Annotated in this window: 15 protein-coding genes; 4 read left to right on the top strand and 11 right to left on the bottom strand. The window is 38.8% G+C overall.

Annotated features, from left to right (window positions below; translation table 11 throughout):
• Window positions 1–754: 754 nt before the first annotated feature.
• The 8 genes from QNH43_RS09540 to QNH43_RS09505 all read right to left on the bottom strand — a co-directional run bounded on the left by QNH43_RS09540 (window position 755) and on the right by QNH43_RS09505 (window position 7,946).
• Window positions 755–1,060 (bottom strand): YerC/YecD family TrpR-related protein, encoded by a 306-nt coding sequence (locus QNH43_RS09540; protein WP_283917625.1) that lies wholly within the window; start codon window positions 1,058–1,060, stop codon window positions 755–757.
• A 308-nt stretch (window positions 1,061–1,368) separates the two neighbouring features.
• Entirely contained in the window at window positions 1,369–1,905 is a 537-nt protein-coding gene (locus QNH43_RS09535; RefSeq protein WP_283917624.1) for a gamma carbonic anhydrase family protein, read from the bottom strand.
• Between the two features lie 225 nt (window positions 1,906–2,130).
• A complete protein-coding gene (locus QNH43_RS09530) occupies window positions 2,131–3,462 on the bottom strand; it encodes a CitMHS family transporter (RefSeq protein ID WP_283917623.1) in 1,332 nt (443 codons plus the stop codon).
• Between the two features lie 199 nt (window positions 3,463–3,661).
• Window positions 3,662–4,825: a CaiB/BaiF CoA transferase family protein gene (locus QNH43_RS09525; RefSeq protein WP_283917622.1), complete on the bottom strand. Its 1,164-nt coding sequence runs from the start codon at window positions 4,823–4,825 to the stop codon at window positions 3,662–3,664.
• Between the two features lie 133 nt (window positions 4,826–4,958).
• Entirely contained in the window at window positions 4,959–5,843 is an 885-nt protein-coding gene (locus tag QNH43_RS09520; RefSeq protein ID WP_076368676.1) for a hydroxymethylglutaryl-CoA lyase, read from the bottom strand.
• Window positions 5,844–5,861: 18 nt separating this feature from the next.
• Complete coding sequence (locus QNH43_RS09515; RefSeq protein WP_076368675.1) at window positions 5,862–6,536, bottom strand: GntR family transcriptional regulator; 675 nt, start codon at window positions 6,534–6,536, stop codon at window positions 5,862–5,864.
• A gap of 346 nt (window positions 6,537–6,882) precedes the next feature.
• Window positions 6,883–7,524 (bottom strand): Ntn hydrolase family protein, encoded by a 642-nt coding sequence (locus QNH43_RS09510; RefSeq protein WP_283917621.1) that lies wholly within the window; start codon window positions 7,522–7,524, stop codon window positions 6,883–6,885.
• A gap of 176 nt (window positions 7,525–7,700) precedes the next feature.
• On the bottom strand, window positions 7,701–7,946 hold the full coding sequence (locus tag QNH43_RS09505; RefSeq protein ID WP_283917620.1) for a DUF1450 domain-containing protein: 246 nt from the start codon (window positions 7,944–7,946) through the stop codon (window positions 7,701–7,703).
• A gap of 241 nt (window positions 7,947–8,187) precedes the next feature.
• Between QNH43_RS09505 and hppD the strand changes: the two genes are divergently transcribed.
• From hppD to QNH43_RS09485, 4 genes are all read left to right on the top strand, one after another.
• Window positions 8,188–9,309 carry a 4-hydroxyphenylpyruvate dioxygenase gene (gene hppD / locus QNH43_RS09500; RefSeq protein WP_283917619.1) on the top strand — a complete coding sequence of 374 codons (1,122 nt, stop codon included), beginning with the start codon at window positions 8,188–8,190 and terminating at the stop codon, window positions 9,307–9,309.
• Window positions 9,310–9,372: 63 nt separating this feature from the next.
• Window positions 9,373–10,314 carry a hypothetical protein gene (locus tag QNH43_RS09495; protein WP_283917618.1) on the top strand — a complete coding sequence of 314 codons (942 nt, stop codon included), beginning with the start codon at window positions 9,373–9,375 and terminating at the stop codon, window positions 10,312–10,314.
• The gene (gene fahA, locus QNH43_RS09490) at window positions 10,311–11,606 is read left to right on the top strand and encodes a fumarylacetoacetase (RefSeq protein ID WP_283917617.1); all 1,296 of its coding nucleotides are present in this window, start codon (window positions 10,311–10,313) and stop codon (window positions 11,604–11,606) included. The genes QNH43_RS09495 and fahA overlap by 4 nt, the downstream gene beginning before the upstream one ends.
• A gap of 50 nt (window positions 11,607–11,656) precedes the next feature.
• Window positions 11,657–12,814, top strand: a complete 1,158-nt coding sequence (locus QNH43_RS09485; RefSeq protein ID WP_283917616.1) for a homogentisate 1,2-dioxygenase — start codon at window positions 11,657–11,659, stop codon at window positions 12,812–12,814.
• A gap of 255 nt (window positions 12,815–13,069) precedes the next feature.
• On the opposite strand, the gene QNH43_RS09480 is transcribed toward QNH43_RS09485, so the two are convergent.
• The 3 genes from QNH43_RS09480 to nhaC form a co-directional block, all read right to left on the bottom strand.
• Window positions 13,070–14,551, bottom strand: coding sequence for an aldehyde dehydrogenase family protein (locus QNH43_RS09480; protein ID WP_283917615.1), 1,482 nt, complete (start codon window positions 14,549–14,551; stop codon window positions 13,070–13,072).
• A gap of 89 nt (window positions 14,552–14,640) precedes the next feature.
• On the bottom strand, window positions 14,641–16,020 hold the full coding sequence (locus tag QNH43_RS09475) for an aminotransferase family protein (protein WP_283917614.1): 1,380 nt from the start codon (window positions 16,018–16,020) through the stop codon (window positions 14,641–14,643).
• Between the two features lie 179 nt (window positions 16,021–16,199).
• On the bottom strand, window positions 16,200–17,660 hold the full coding sequence (gene nhaC / locus QNH43_RS09470; protein WP_283917613.1) for a Na+/H+ antiporter NhaC: 1,461 nt from the start codon (window positions 17,658–17,660) through the stop codon (window positions 16,200–16,202).
• Window positions 17,661–17,671 lie beyond the last annotated feature (11 nt).

Below are 17,671 nucleotides of genomic sequence, written 5' to 3'. Positions count from 1 at the left end.
GATTACTAGCACTAAGGACTATACATAATGGGGAATGTATCCTGAAAGTTTTCGGTGACAAACCTACAAATTCTCTTCATTTCAACGCCCTCTTTAAGTCATTTTCTGTTCCTCCTCTTATATTCTTACACAATGAAGTTGGTAACATTCGGAATATATCCTTATATATTCCTTTAATGAAATATTACAAGCCATCATTATTAATGTCAACAATATCTTTTGAATATTCAGAATTTTAAGTGACTCAATTTTTCAGTAAAATAACATTGAACTCTACTAAACATCTAATAAACCAACAATTCTATAAATCCACATACTCTTTCGATTTTTAAACAAGCCAAATTATTTTGACCAACGATACATACATACAATTACATACCGGGAATCGAGTGGTTCATGTGGAAGAATTCCTTGTTTTTATAATATTTAAAAATGTTATCTATTCTTTTAAGTATTGGGTAAGTTTTCTTCCGAAAAAAAGACTGACTATAGTCAGTCTAAGGTGACGTCAGGTGCTTCCTCACGCCTTATTTATATTTTATGCAAGTGTTTGGACAAGCGTTACCTTATCTAAGCTATGACACTTTTTCAAACAAAAAAAGAGACTGTATATTACAATCCCAAGTGTTGTATGTTTTAAAAGAAATCGAAAAGCTATTTATTGACGAGTTTCCTCTATATTATATTGATATTTTATCAGAAAAATTAAAGAATGATCTAGACCCAAAATATCAGTCCCCAACTGCCGAAACTCTTACAATTTTTTAGTATTATCCATGCGATCTAACGACATCTGATAACCACCATTACTCCCATAATTCAATAGTTTATTAACTCTTGATATAGTAGCTGATGCGGCACCAGTTTCTGCCTCAATACCTTCGTATGTAAAGCCATCCTGAAGCATTCTAGCAACTTCTAGTCTTTGGGTAAAAGCTTTTATTTCATTCATTGTGCACAAATCATCAAAAAAAGCCATACACTCTTCTTGTGTCTGTAATGAAAGGATAGCCTTAAATAATTGTTTTATGTTTTTCTCAGACAATTTATTTTTGTACATAACCTACCTCCATTATATCTATTATGATATATATTAGAAGAAAAATTTATCGTCACAATGGGGGTGCGCTCATATTTTATACCGGGAACCAATTACAACTGACTGGCACTTTGATCACACTTGGAAGTAGGAATCAACGGCAAATGTTTCCTTAAACACCCATTCAAAAGGCTCTTCAAATAAATATACAGCAAGTTTTTTTGGCTTTTTCAATTCAAACCTTTCTACCGTTTTATTAATATTTAAGCAGACTCGTCCAATCTTGCGGACAGTCTGCCTTCTCACTTTTTACGTACAGTGCATGCAAATTATTTAAATGATTCCTCTTTTTCGCTTATGTTCTCTTCTTTATATAGAGCGCCATTTTTGATATACTGGGATGCTCCTTCTTTTGCCCGCTCTATGTTTTCTGGTGTAAGTTTTCTGATGACCTTGGCGGGAACTCCGGCTACTAAAACACCCGGTTCAATTATCTTTCCTTCTGGAACTAGTGCCCCCGCTGCGATTAGAGTGCCTTCTCCGATTACTGCCCCATTTAAAATTGTTGCACCCATACCAATTAATGCCCCATCTTCTAAAGTACAGCCATGTAGAACCACGTTATGTCCGACAGTAACATTTTCTCCGACTTTAATTGGAAAACCTGGATCCACGTGAACTATTGCACCATCTTGAATATTCGATCCTTTTCCTATCGTTATTTTCTCATTATCTCCTCTTAAAACGGCATTGAACCAAACAGACGTATCTTCCTTAAGTTCTATGTTTCCAATTAACTGTGCTCCCGGGGCTATATATGCGCTTGGATGTACATTGGGGTAGTGTCCTTTAAATTTATGAATCATTATTCATTCCTCCTTTTAAAATATGTTAATTATTCCAGAATAAAACCAAAGCAACCACTATTCGGAACCTTTCTTAAACACTATTAATATAGAATAGAAATCTTAAATCTGGCCTCTGCATACAACTTCCACGGCTTGTTCCCTAATATGTCTCCACCTAACTATTAACAGCCACCAATGGAGTTTGTCTTCCTTCTCTCCAATGATTTTGTTAAGTATTCATTTTTAGAAAGAGATTGTCCCTAATATCACTCCTACAATGATATAAATAAGAAAAATCCCTAAAGACCATTTTGCTGCATATTTATGAAGGTCACCTAGGCTGATTCCAGTTATGTGAATCAATAAATAAACTGATGCTACTAGTGGACCCATAATACCAAAAGGGGTTCCGTATAATGCAGCTGTTCCAATTGATAAAGTATCAATGGCGTAAGTAGAAGCAGTTTCAGCCAGGACTGGCAGAATCCCGAAGTAAAATCCATCAGGACCAATCAAGAAGATGGCAGGTGCACTAACAACCGCAGTAATTAAAGCCATATATGGACCAAGGTCTGTAGGGATAATGGAAACAATCGATTGTGCCATAGATTCAGAGATTGGAGTACCTTTGAAAATTCCCGAGAAAATCCCAGCAGCAAAAACCATGGTAACCACTGCTATTGCATTGGGTGCATGAGCGGCGACTCGATCTCGTTGATCATTTAAGACTGGATAATTAATGAGCAGTCCTAGAGCGGTACCAATGATAAAGAGTACGTAAGCAGGTAACCATTCTAGTACAATGGCAATCATAATAACGATTGATAAAAGGAAATTGATCCAAATTAATTTAGGACGCTTAATGTTTGTGTTTTTTGGTGAGATATTTTCTATTGTAGCGCTTTCAATTGCAGCATCTATTATACTTGCTTCAGGTAATGATAAAGATTCTGTATTTATCTTTTTGTATCTAGTTCTTTCTTTCAAACCGATAAAATAAGCAACGGCAATAACATACAGCAAACTTGCAAGCATTCCTGGCAACATTTGAAGATATAATTCAGTTGGATTAAGATTTAACACACTCGCTACACGGCCAGCAGGTCCTCCCCAAGGAACAAGTGTTGTGATACCAATTTGCATGATTGTAATGGAGGCCAATATGATAGGACTGATCCCCATTTTTTTATATAGAGGAAGGAAAGCTGTTACAACAATCATCATCGTCGTGGATCCATCACCATCAAACCCTATTATTCCCGCTAACACAGCAGTTCCTACGGTAATCTTTAGTGGATCTCCTTTAGCTAACTGAATAATTTTTGAGGTTAAGGGATCAAATAACCCTGTATCTACCATGACACCAAAATACAAAATGGCAAATAACAAAAGAATAGCGGTAGGCGCAACATTTTGAATACCTTCCATTATCAATGTCCCTAATTCTGGTCCAAACCCTCCGATTAAACCAAAAATGATAGGTACAATTGTTAGGCCAATAAACGGAGATATACGTTTTGACATGATCAAAAATAAGAAGGTACAAATCATTGCAAATCCTAAAATAGATAACATAAACTTCCTCCCCAAGGTTCGTTATTGGTACCGCTTTCAAAAATCACCCGGAAATCCACTGTAACCATCTCTTTTTTTTCAGGTCAGAATAAGAGCATTATAACCCCTTATAGTTTAAAGGTATTCATTCCCTTTCTACCTCTATAGGCCGACAGACAGGCATGAAATTTTATGATATATCTAGCAAAAATAAAGTGCACTATTTTTGCTGATTCAATTTTTTTTCCCCAAGGACTTCGTCGTTATGTTGTCCCAGTTCAGGACCAATCCATTCAATGCTACCTGGAGTTTCTGATAGTTTTGGTACAATTCCTGGAACTAGTACCTGCTCCCCATCCGGCAAAGTGACCGTCTGAAGCATATCACGTGCTTGATAGTGTTCATCCATTACAATATCTTCAATATTATAAATAGGCCCAACCGGCACACCAGCCTCGTCTAATATTTTTTGCACTTCTTTTTGTGAGTGTTTCCTAGTCCACTCTTCAATAACTTGATCTAGATATTCCGCATTTTCAGCTCTGCCATTATTGGTTAAATAAGTCGGATTTTCCGAAAATTCTGGTCGCCCTATCGCATGCGCAAATCTTTTGAAAATGCTATCGCTATTTGCTGCAATGACGATATATTTTCCATCTGCACATATATAGGTATTTGAAGGAGCGATTCCTTCCAATGTAGCACCTGTTCTTTCTTTTATTATTCCTTTTAAATCGTATTCTGGCAGTACGCCTTCCAGCAAAGAAAATACCGCTTCAGTTAGAGCCACATCCACATATTGTCCTCTTTTTAATGGATCGTTATCCCTCGCTCTTAATGCCATTAACGTACCATTCACTGCATATAAACCTGCTATGGAATCTCCAACTGCTAAACCAACTCGAACTGGGGGACGATCAGGAAATCCTGTCAGGTATCGGAGACCACCCATTGATTCGGCAACGCTGCCAAATCCTACTTTATTTCGGTAAGGACCTGTTTGACCATAACCAGAAATCCTTGTCATTATGATACTGGGATTAATTTTCTTAATATCTTCATAGCCAATTCCCCATTTCTCCAACGTTCCTGGACGGAAATTTTCAATAATTACATCTGCATCCTTTGCTAACTCCCGAACCATCTCCTGCCCCTCTTCTTCACGAAGGTTAAGAGTTATAGATTTTTTATTTCTTGCATGCACGTACCACCACAGGGACGTTCCGTTATGCATCACTCGCCAATTTCGTAAAGAATCCCCTTTATTAGGATCCTCAACCTTGATCACTTCAGCACCAAATTCACCAAAAATCTTCCCAGCAAATGGAGCTGCTACAAAGTTACCTAATTCTAAAACTTTAATACCCTCTAAAGGTTTTCTCATAGGATTACCGCCCTTCAATTATTAACATTTCACTCTTGTTTCCCTAATAAGGTAAAATGTCATTTTTTAAATTTACTGAATATTCAGATAACGTATACAATTAACTGCGGGGTTCTTTCCATTCCTAATCAATTTATACAGTTTTTTTAAAATTTCTAGCATTATTCAACAGCTGAGGGAATGCTTTATCTAAATTCTTTACCTGTTCCAAATCCAAACCCGTTTTGATGTTCTGTTTTTCTAAAAATTCCACTACACGACTTGCCTGAATATTCCCTGGAGAACCAGGAGCATACGGACATCCTCCTAGACCAGCTTGAGCTACATCAACTAAATGAACACCAGCCTGTATCCCAGCCATAACATTTGCCAAACCGTATCCATATGTATCATGCAAATGAAGTCCAATAGGAATGTCCGGAAATTTCTCTGCTAAACGGCTACAATATTCATATACCTGTCTCGGTGTTGCTTTGCCGATTGTATCTCCCAGGCCCAATTCACAAATCCCATTATTAACCAGGAACTCTGCGATCCTTTCCACCTCTGAGTACGGTACGATCCCAGCAAACGGACAAACAAATGCGGTTGAAATTGCACCAATTGTTTTTCTACCCTCCTTAGTGGTTTCTTCAATTAAATCTTTTATTTCAATTAAAGATTCATTGGAACTCTTATTTAAATTTGCCTGGTTATGCTGTGTGCTCGCAGACAGGAAAAAAAGCGCATTGTGTATCTTTGAATTTAGGAACCTATCTAATCCCCGTCTATTCGGGACCAAAGCTTCATATTCTACTCCACGAGCCATTGGCAGATTTTGTCCTAATTCATCCGCATCTTGCATCGCAGGAACCCACTTTGGATGAACAAAGGACGTGACTTCCAAACGTTCAAATCCTGCTTCAATTAAATTTTTAATTTTATTTATCTTTTGATCGGTTTCTACAAAAACTGGCTCATTTTGCAGACCATCTCTCAATGTAACATCACGAATTTTAAGTTTTTCTGGAAAAATCATATTTTCACTCTCCTTTTATTAATATTCGTCATCCTTAACACCTGAGTACATGGAAACATAAAATTGATAATCACGTTGAATATGTGCCTTCATTAACTCCTCTGCAGCTTTCCCATCCTCATTTTTTATAGCATTCCATATCGCTTTATGTTCATCTGCCCCCTCTTCTATTCTCTTAGGGATATTCAATACGGCATTTCGATAAAAAGAAATTAATGAATTTAACTGATTCATCATTTTCAGCAAATAAGGATTGCCACTTGCCTCCACAATCAGGTAGTGAAATTGGCTGCTTAGGATCTTTAATTTTTCAAGCTCTTTCTTATCAACCATGAGGTTCATTTTATCAACTGAATCTGACAATTGTTTACGCTGTTTTTCATTCATACGTGAAGCGGCATAAAAAGCTGCTGTAGGTTCCAGGCTTAACCGGCATTCGTAAAGATATTTAAAATCTGAAAAAGTTGCGCGGTACACTCTTACTCCGCCTCTTGGACTGACGGAAACTAATCCTTCACTGTTTAACCTGCGGATCGCCTCTCGGATTGGACTTCTACTGACACCTGTTTCCTGAGAAACTTTTCCTTCCACAATTCGTTGGCCAGGTGGTATGTTCCCGCTTACAATTTGTTCATGTAAATATTCATAAACTTGATTTTGAAGAGTTTGCGACTGTACTGTTTTTAATTTCATTTTTATCACATCCGTAATCAAAATTTTCAGATAATGTATACAAAAAAATACATGTCTACATCATCATAAATCAATTTGTTGTTTTTGACTATAGTGTGATATTTATATTGTCAGCATCATAACATATACTCGTTTTTTAATTCCACCTGCCCTTCACTGTGAAAATAGTGTTTATACACTAATTTTCACAATTTTTCTAAATATTATTACAAGTTCCCCACTCCTGCAAGCTTATACTCTAAAGCGAACATTCTGCAAAACAGCTATCTTTCACTGCGTTAAAGTTAAATAGTTTTCTCAATTCTCATCCTTAAAGAGTCTGCCGGGAGCAGCAAGTCTCTTTCTTTTAACAATCAAGATTCATATGGTCAATCTTAATAATTCCATCCTCATCAACGTCTATCTCAAATAAGCCATTTTTCGTTAAGAATAAAGAATACGTAGCCTTACTGACCTTTTCATTGTTTATCTGACGGATGGCTGAAGAAAATTTATTGATAAAATAACTCATATCTGTTCTGGTGTCATCCACTTCATTTATTAAATAATTCCGAAGGTACATCATTTCTGTATTAGGAAACGTTTTATAAAAAAAATCGAGAGGATTGCTTTTTTGAAAATCATCATCTGAAGAGAAGTAAGTGACACGAGGTATACCATCAGCTGTAACCCCTGCCAATATATAAACAGTTGCATAATCCTGTTCAGGATATAACTTCTTGAACATCTCCAATGAATTTCTAAAAATTCTTTGTGATTGAGCCTCGATTTCTTCAATTGAACTTGTTCCAAGAGAAAACATTTTTAGTTCTTCCATACATATATCGATGATATTTTTAACACCCGCAAAGGCAAAGATCACATTTTGATTTAATACTATTACTTTTTTTTCATCATCACTAAAGTTTTCGGTCCCTCTGTAGGTTATTCTTTTATCAGCCATGATAAAAACACCATTTTCGAACTTTTTACCAATTAATGCAGTCATAATTAAATTCCCTTCAGAATAAAAATAAGGCCCTACTATCATCAATTTGGAGTAGGGCATACTTATATTTTATCATACATAGATCCCTTCTGAAGGCCTCAAGTTTGCGGATGGTAACAACAATAAAAATACAATTCTCGATCAAAACATCTATCAAAAAATTTTTTTTCTTCGTTTTACACAGTTTCCCTTGGTTTAATGCTAGCCACATATTGATTGATTTTTTTATAAAGTTCATCCGGATCGTCAGCAACAATATTTTCACCATTTATAAGTGCAAATGGTTCCATCAAACATTGACCGCAATATAACAAGCACTTATCCTCAATAACCTCCAAGTCGCTGCGCTCAATTAATTTTCCCTTTATAGTTTCCAACTCGTCTTCAAAATTACATGGACAGAACTTTATGTTAATTTTCATGGTTAACTCCCCTTCGTTTTTTGTTGCCAACATTTTAATTGGATTAACCAATAGTTTGCAAGAGTACACTCAAACGCACATTCGCTTTAACGGTTTAAAAGACTGATGCCATAAATACTAAACGCGTTAAAACACATATTTGCGCGTCGGATTTTTATAGATTAAGATGTGAAACATTACAGAATCCGAATTTCGAAAATTCTGTTTCTTAAAAGTTGAAAATGATAAAGGAGAGGTTAAAATGTCAGAAAAAATGGTAGTATCACCTAAAGCAAAAAAAGAAGAATTGTTCCCGGTAAAGAATGTTCATTACGTAGAAATCTATACAGGGAACGCAAAGCTGGCAGCTTATTACTATGCAAAATCTTTCGGTTTCAAACTTGTAGCATATAAAGGATTAGAAACAGGTTCCCGTGACCGTGTATCTTACGTGATGGAACAGGGTGCTATCCGATTGATTTTAACAGGCACCTTATCAGACGATACAGACGTTGCCGAGTTTATTAAACTTCATGGCGAGGGTGTAAAAGATATCGCCCTCCTCGTAAAAGATCTGGATAAAACATTTGCGGGTGCGATAGAACGAGGTGGCATCGCTCTTCGGGAACCATGGGTGGAAGAAGATGAAAACGGCAAGGTGAAAAAAGCGATTCTAGGTACATATGGGGATACAGTACATACGCTTATTGAACCAATCGATTATAAAGGCGTATTTATGCCAGGGTTTGAAGCTCGCGAGGACACATTTATATCTCAACCAACCGGTTTAATTGGTGTTGACCACCTTGTTGGTAATGTGGAAGTTATGGAAGAATGGACAAACTATTATGAAAGTGCATTCGGTTTTACAGTACTCAAGCATTTTGATGATGAAGACATTTCGACCGAGTACTCTGCTTTGATGTCAAAAGTCATGATGAATGGAACAGGACGCATTAAGTTCCCAATTAATGAGCCTGCGGAAGGAAAGCGCAAGTCTCAAATTCAAGAATACCTAGATTACTATAATGGACCAGGTGTTCAGCATCTTGCCCTTTTGACAAACGATATCATCGGCACGGTGGCTGCCCTCAAAGAAAATGGTGTGGAATTTTTAAATACCCCTGAGACTTATTATAAAGAACTTGCCGATCGTGTAGGAGATATTGATGAAGATGTAAAACGACTTCAAGAACTTAATATTTTGGTTGATCGTGATGATGAAGGCTACTTGCTACAAATCTTCACTAAACCACTTGTTGATCGTCCAACGCTGTTTATCGAAGTCATTCAGCGTAAAGGTGCACTTGGATTCGGAGACGGGAACTTTAAAGCATTGTTTGAATCGATTGAACGTGAGCAAGAACTTCGCGGAAATATTTGATTTGGAACGGTCATACCGTTGTCTCTCACGGTATGGCCTCCTTTAATAGGAGGTGTGAGGTAGTTGTTAACTAAAGTAAATGTTAAGTGGAGGGAAGAAGCGGTCAGTCATTTTATGACCGAACTTATTGATTATGCAGGTCTATTTCCACCGGCCGCGCTTCCGCTTCCAAAAGCTATTTCAAATTTCCATGCATACATCCATGAATCGGACAGCTGGATGCTCGGCACGTTTGTTATTCCTGCTTCACGATTGGGTGAACTTATACCATTTAAAGCCCAGTTTAATGATCAATATCCACTTAGGTTATCTGTAATTTTAACGAAATCCGAAGAAATCGAAACCGAAATGGAAGCTATCCGACTTTTTTTAGAAACATATAAAACCGCGGGAACCATAGAAGCAATCGAGTTTCCGCTTCCACCACAGATTAATTCTTCCTTCTTAGAGAATCTTGAAAAACGAACAGGGAGTTATCCCATTTATTGTGAAATGACAGGAACGAATGATCAACTTCTATATACATTGGAAACCATCCATTCGATTAATCAAAAATCTCTGAAACGTATAGGTATCAAAATGCGCATGGGTGGAATCACGGCTAATTTGTTTCCTTCTGTCAAACAAGCCGCATTCGTTATTCACGAATGCCAGAAACGAGAACTGGCACTTAAATTCACAGCAGGACTGCACCATCCGATTCGCCAGTACCGAACGGAAGTGGAAACACGCATGCATGGTTTTGTTAACGTATTTACCGCTTCTATTATGGCATATAGCCGTTCTGTCAATACAGCAACCATTCAAGCCATTTTGCTTGATGAAGACCCAACAAATTTTTCATTTACAACAGACTCGCTTTCCTGGCGCGATTTTACTGTCAGTTCGACCGATATCTTCAAAGCGCGCAGTTTCTTTGCAGCTTCATATGGAAGCTGCAGCTTTAATGAGCCTCGGGAAGAACTAGGAGAGCTTACTATTTTTCATGGGGAGGCAGTACGATGAAACATTCCTTTATTGAGACAACACCAGAATCACATTTTCCAATTCAAAACTTGCCATACGGCATTTTCCAAAAAAAAGGGCAAAGCCCCCGTGCCGGTACAGCCATCGGTGATTATGTTCTTGATTTATCTGTAATCGATGAAGTTGGATTGCTAAGTGGGACCGGTGCAGAAGAAAAAAAAGTTTTTTCCTCTTCCTCTCTTAATCAATTTATGTCACTTGGCCGTCCGGTCTGGACTGCTGTACGTAACAAACTTCAATACCTTTTGGATTCGAAAACGCCTGATTTACGAGATAATGAAGAGCTTCGTTTGAAAGCGTTTCACCCATTGACAGATGTAGAGATGCTTCTTCCTGCAGATATTGGAGACTATACAGATTTCTATGCCTCAAGAGAGCATGCGACCAATGTGGGTACAATTTTCAGAGGGAAAGACAATGCCCTCATGTCAAACTGGACACACTTGCCGATTGGTTACCATGGACGTGCCAGTTCCATCGTACCAAGTGGTACCCATGTGCGTCGCCCTTCGGGACAACGCAAACCAACGGGTGCAGATTATCCAGTATTTGGTCCATCTATACAGCTTGATTTCGAACTTGAAATGGGCTGGTTTATTGGACCTGGCAACCCTCTTGGAGAACCAATTCCAGTTAATCAGGCAGAAGATCATGTTTTCGGGCTCGTTCTCGTAAATGACTGGAGTGCACGTGATATCCAAGCATGGGAGTACCAGCCTCTTGGCCCCTTTCTTTCTAAAAGCTTTGCCACATCCATTTCGCCATGGGTTGTGCCGCTAGAAGCACTGGAACCTTTTCGTACTGGTGGACCACAACAAGATCCAGAGCCGTTTCCCTACTTGAAGCAAACAAAGGATGGGGCATTTAATATTAAACTTGAAGTTCATTTGACACCAGAAAATACAGAACAAGCAACCAGAATTACGAATACCAACTTTAGCTATATGTATTGGTCAATCGCTCAGCAAGTCGCTCACCACACCATTACAGGCTGTAATATCCGTCCTGGTGACATGCATGGATCTGGGACTATCAGCGGTCCAAGCCGTGAAGAACGAGGCAGCCTCCTTGAACTTTCATGGCGCGGCACAGAACCGCTTCAACTTAAGGGCGGGGGCGAACGAAGCTGGATTGAGGATGGGGACAAGTTGACTATCAGTGGGTGGTGTCAAGGAGATGGGTATCGAATTGGATTTGGTGAAGTAAGCGGTCAAGTTTTGCCAGCCCTTTCGGAGGCAAAGATTTTGGGTACCCAAAAAGTGAAGATGTAGCAACTAATCTACTAAATGAAAAAGATAGTTACATGGAAGGAGTTTTGGCAATGACACATTATGTTAAAATGGGTAGCATTCCCCATAAACGTCATACTCAGTTTCGCCAGGAGGACGGAAGCCTATATTATGAGCAATTGATGGGTACGAAAGGTTTCTCGAGTATTCAGTCACTCATTTATCATATCAATCAACCAACACAAGTAAAAAAAGCACAAAAAATTCGTGATGTTCGTTATGAATATGAAGAAAAAGATGCATTAAAACATCGTCATTTCCGGACATGGAATACGGAAGTTGGCGGCGATTTTCTTGAAGCTCGCAAAATTTTCATGGCAAACGATGACGTTGCACTTGGCGTTGCTCGCCCTAACCAGCAAATGGATTACTTTTATCGAAACGGTGAGGGTGATGAAATGTTGTTTGTCCATGAAGGAAGAGGCAAAATCGAAAGTATTTTCGGTGAACTAAGCTTTTGGCCAGGTGACTATCTCATCATTCCGATTGGCACCACGTATCGCGTAGCCCTGGAATCAGAAGAAGCTCGCTTTTTCATCCTTGAATCGAATTCATCAATTGTACCACCAAAACGCTATCGTAATGAGTTTGGCCAACTTCTTGAGCACTCACCATATTGTGAGCGTGATTTCCGGACACCAGAAAAATTGGAGCCTAAAGATGAAAAAGGAGAATATGAAATCAGAGTGCGTGCACAAGGCATGATCACATCCTATACGTATGATTTTCATCCGCTTGATGCGGTTGGATGGGATGGTTACCTCTTCCCTTATGCGTTCAGCATTTATGATTTTGAACCAATAACCGGACGTGTTCATCAGCCACCGCCAGTTCATCAGACGTTTGAAGCACATAATTATGTTGTATGTTCATTTGTACCACGTATGTATGACTATCACCCAGAAGCCATCCCTGCTCCTTATGTCCACAGCAATGTGGAAAGTGATGAAGTACTATATTATGTGGATGGAGACTTCATGAGCCGCCGCGGCATCGAAACCGGATCGATTACCCTTCATCCAAGCGGCTTACCTCATGGTCCGCATCCAGGTAAAATTGAAGCAAGTATCGGTAAAAAAGAAACGCGTGAATTAGCAATCATGGTCGATACATTCCGTCCGCTGTATATCGTAAAAGAAGCACACGCTATAGAAGATGATGAGTATATGAGCAGCTGGCTGCCAAAATAATAACTGTGTTTTCGATCAGTTCATCACTATATCATTCATGAAATAAAGCCGGAGCCAGAATCCCACAAGCTCCGGCGCCTTTGTTGTCATAATAGGTCTTCGCAATAAGCGATTTTTCCTTTAAAAAACCGATGACTGTAAATATAGATCCCTAAGCAAAAAACAAATTTGTAAACTGGTTTTCTTTTATATCTTTATTCTTATCAATAGCTATATTTAAATACGGTTTGATAGTGATTTCACCACAAACTATATTCATTCCAAATTTACCCAAACACTCTTCACCTCGGTATAACTTTCTAAAGCATAGGCACTTAAATCTCTACCAAATCCCGACTGTTTATATCCCCCGAAAGGAGAGGCAGGGTCTATTACATCATAGCAGTTAATCCAAATATTTCCTGATTTTAATTGATTAGCAACTTTATGTGCCATTTTCACGTTCTCTGTCCAGATACCCGCACCTAAACCGTAAGGAGAGTTGTTTGCGCGTTCAATGACTTCTTCCACCGTATCGTAAGGCATGACAACGACGACTGGTCCGAAGATTTCCTCTTTTGCAATCGTCATATATTCTTCTACATCAATAAAAATAGTCGGCTCGACAAAGAAACCTTTATCCGATTTTCTTCCGCCTGTTACTGCTTTTGCTCCTTCTTCTTTACCAATGTTAATAAATTCAAACACGCGGTCTTGCTGTTTTTTTGAAACAAGAGGCCCCATGGTCGTATCTGTATCCAATCCATTTCCAAGCTTAACGTTTTCAGCTAGGGAAACCATACCGGAAACGACTTCATCGAATTGATCCTTCTGAACGTATACTCTCGACCCCGCACTGCAAACTTCTCCTTGGTTGAACATAATGCCGTTGAACACTCCGGGAATCGCTTTTGAAAGGTCAGCATCAGGGAGTATGATATTAGGGGACTTTCCCCCAAGCTCCAGCGTCAACCGTTTCATTGAATCTGCGGCTTGTTTCATTATTTGCTTCCCGATAGGCGTCGAGCCAGTAAACGAAACTTTATTTACATCTGGGTGATCCACTATTGCATGACCGGCTTTCGCACCGAATCCAGGAACAATGTTAACAACTCCTGCAGGAAATCCTGCTTTTTCAACAAGTTCTGCAAAATAAAGTGCCGATAACGGAGTTTGTTCAGCGGGCTTCAAAACAACCGTACAGCCTGCAGCTAAAGCCGGAGCCACTTTCCATGAAACCATATTAATAGGGTAGTTCCAAGGTATAATTTGTCCTACTACTCCGACTGGTTCGTGACGAGTATAGTTTAAGAATGGACCGGAAACAGGAATTGTTTGCCCCATATTCTTTGTCGCCCAACCAGCAAAATACCGGAACGTTTCAACCGTACCTGGTACATCGACGGACCGTGTTTCATTTATTGGCTTTCCATTGTCCAAAGTATCTAATTGTGCCAGCTCTTCTTGATGTTTTTCAATAAGGTCAGCTAATTTCAAGATGAACTTTGCTCTTTCAGCGGCACTCATCTTTGACCATGGCCCCTCATCAAATGCTTTCCTTGCTGCCTTAACTGCCAAATCTATATCTTTTTCTCCCGCTTCATAGACTGTCGCCAATATTTCTTCAGTAACTGGATTAATTGTTTCAAATGTTTTTGAAGAACACGATTCCACAAATTTTCCATCGATGTACAACTTTTTCTTACCTTTTAAAAACTCACTCACCTTATTGCTGATTTCAAGTGTTTGGTTCGCCATTCTTGGTTCCTCCAGTCTAAAAATAAACATGCCAGAGATCGAGCGGCTAAGCCTTCTAGCTCTCTAGCATGTTGTATGAATCCAATCATTTAATTAATGGTTTTATTAAATTCAGTCACTGCTGTATCGATAATATTGATCATTTCCGATATTTCTTGTTTATTAATGATAAGCGGCGGAGCAATGGCAACAATATCCTTGCCCTTTTCAAAGTCTGCAGCTCTTAAAATCAATTTGTGTTTGAAGCACTGATTAACGACAAACGAAGCTGGTTTGACTGATTCTGCAAATGGTACATCCAAGTCACGGTCCTGCTGAAGCTCAAATCCGGCAAGCAAGCCGACCGCTCTTGATTTCGTGAAATACCGGTGTTTATCCGTTAAGTAGTCAAACCCTTTCTTCAGCTCTTTCTCCATTTTGTTAACGTTATCAAGAATGTTGTCGCGTTCGAGAATTTCAATCGTTTTCAATCCAACGGCACAAGCTGTTGGATGTCCGCTATAAGTAAATCCATGACCTAAAATTTGATCATATTGAACGATAGTATCTCTGATTTCTTTATTAACCAAAACGCCCCCAAGCTGGGCATAACCGCTCGTAATCCCTTTTGCTACACTCATGATATCAGGCACAACGTCCCAGTTATCGACACCGAACATTTTTCCGGTACGGCCAAATCCACAAATGACTTCGTCAGAAATCATCAGGATATCATTTTCTTCACACAGGGCTTTAACTGCTTTTAAATAACCATCAGGAGAAACGTGAACTCCTCCTGCACCTTGAATTGGTTCAAGGATTAGGGCAGCGATGGTTTCCGCTCCTTCTTTTTCGATGACATCACGAATGCATCCTTCATAGTTCGGATCATTCTTATCGCCAAGCTCACAATTAGTCAAATGTGATTTTGCCCTCACCATATCGGCATCTCTTGAACCTGCAAAACTATGGAAAGCATCTATGCCAGTTGCTGTTCCAGCAGAAACCGTTGCACCATGGTAGCTACGGCTTATCGATAAGATTTTTTTCTTTGTTGGACGACCTTTTAAATTCCAATAAAAACGTGCTAGTTTAAAAGCCGTATCGTTTGATTCCGACCCACCGGATGTGAAAAAGATAGCACTTAAATCACCAGGTGCAACGGAAACTACTTTTTCGGCCAAGCGAACAGCTTTTTCATTTGAGTAGCCATAGAATGAAGAACTGTAAGCAAGAGTAGACATCTGATCATATGAAGCCTGCGCAAGTTCCTTGTTTCCATGTCCTAAATTCACATTCCAAAGCATGGAAGCGCCATCAATATATGTATCACCTTTAATGTCTGTTACACGGATCCCATTTCCTTCTTGAAAAATTATTTTTGGGCCATTTTCAATAAACAATTTAGGTACAGTCGTTGGATGAAGATAATGTTTTTTGTCTGATTCAATTAATTTTTCGATTCTCGACTCGGTTTTAGAAATTACCATGTTCCATACCTCCCAATGTAATAACTATTTAAAATCCCTAAAATGAAACACTTTTGCTATTAACCTAGTAAAATTTATATTGAGAACAAATAAGGAATTATTCCTTAAATAAAAATATATATTATAATTAGACTATTGTCAATAATCTGAATAATTAACCCGGTTGTTTTATATGATTTTTATTCCATTGGAAAAGAAGATTCGAGATCTTTATCTTTATTATCACTTCTTATTCCAGCTAGTTCTTCTACTTCTAAACGGTTGATTTTTATATTTAAATATCCAAAAGCGATAGCTACAAAAGTACTGATATAGCAAAAGAATGCATACGGCGCATATTCAATCGGAGAAACACCTAGAACAGAAAACATAAAAATACCACAAGTAGTCCATGGAATAAGACTTGCTGTCACTGTCCCGCAATCTTCCAATGTACGTCCGAGCAATTTCGGATGCAGCCCCCGTTTTTTATATTCATTCAAATACATGCGTCCAGGGATAATAACGGACATGAATTGGTCACATCCTACGATGTTTGAAGCGATACACGTACCAGCAGTCGCTGTAATTAAGCTGCCTGTCCGTTTTACTTTCCGAAGCAGCGAACCAAGAAGAGTTTCCAATATTTTCGCTTTTTCGAGAATAGCGCCGAATGATAGAGCGATAAGGATTAAAGAAACCGTATACATCATATCTTGAATCCCACCTTGGTTTAACAATTCATCCGTAACTTTGTAACCCGTTTTGGCAGTATAACCATTATTCATGATGTTAATCATATTACCTAACGAAGTCTTTTGGACAAATAGGGAACAAGCCCCACCAATAAGGACCCCGACAGTCAAGCCAGGAATGGCCGGTATCTTCAAAATGAAAATTAGCGCAATAAATAGTAACGGAATTAATAAAAACGGCGAGATAACGAATTGATCTGAAAGAATTCCTTGAATCTTTTCAGCCTGTGACAAATCTGCACCTTCTCCACGAAATTTAAACCCGAGAAATGCATACAGCATTAGCGAAATAATGAGTGTGGGGAATGTAGTGTTCATTAGGTTCCTAATATGTTCAAAAAGGTCTACACCCACAACCGCCGAGGTGAAGTTCGTCACATCCGATAAAGGGCTCATCTTATCACCGAAATAAACACCCGATACGACTGCACCAGCAACCATCGGTAATGGAACACCCAAGCCATGCCCAATTCCCATTAACGCTACTCCAATCGTACCAGCAGCAAACCAGGCATTTCCAGCGATGCTGACAAGAACAGAAATGATGCAGGCTGTAACAAGAAAATACGTTGGAGATACGACCCCTAATCCATAATAAACCATCGATGGCACAATTCCAGATGCCATCCAAGCTCCAATGAAGGCCCCGATTATCACTAGTATCAGTAAGGCTTTAATTGATACACTAATTGTTTTTACTAAATGTTCTTCAATTGAATGCCAATTATGACCAAGCTTCAAAGCGACGATCACTGCAACGACCGTACTTATTAAAAGGGGTACATGTGTATCAGCACCATAAACACCAATTCCAATTGCCAGTGCACATGCCATAAACACGATTGGTATTAAAGCAAGCCATTTAGAAGGGGTTTTCACCACATTCACATTGTTTTCCTGTTTCACTCATTCTCACT

This window comes from Peribacillus simplex, from assembly GCF_030123325.1.
GTDB classification, from domain to species: domain Bacteria; phylum Bacillota; class Bacilli; order Bacillales; family DSM-1321; genus Peribacillus; species Peribacillus simplex_D.
This window is presented reverse-complemented; position numbering and strand designations above follow the sequence as displayed.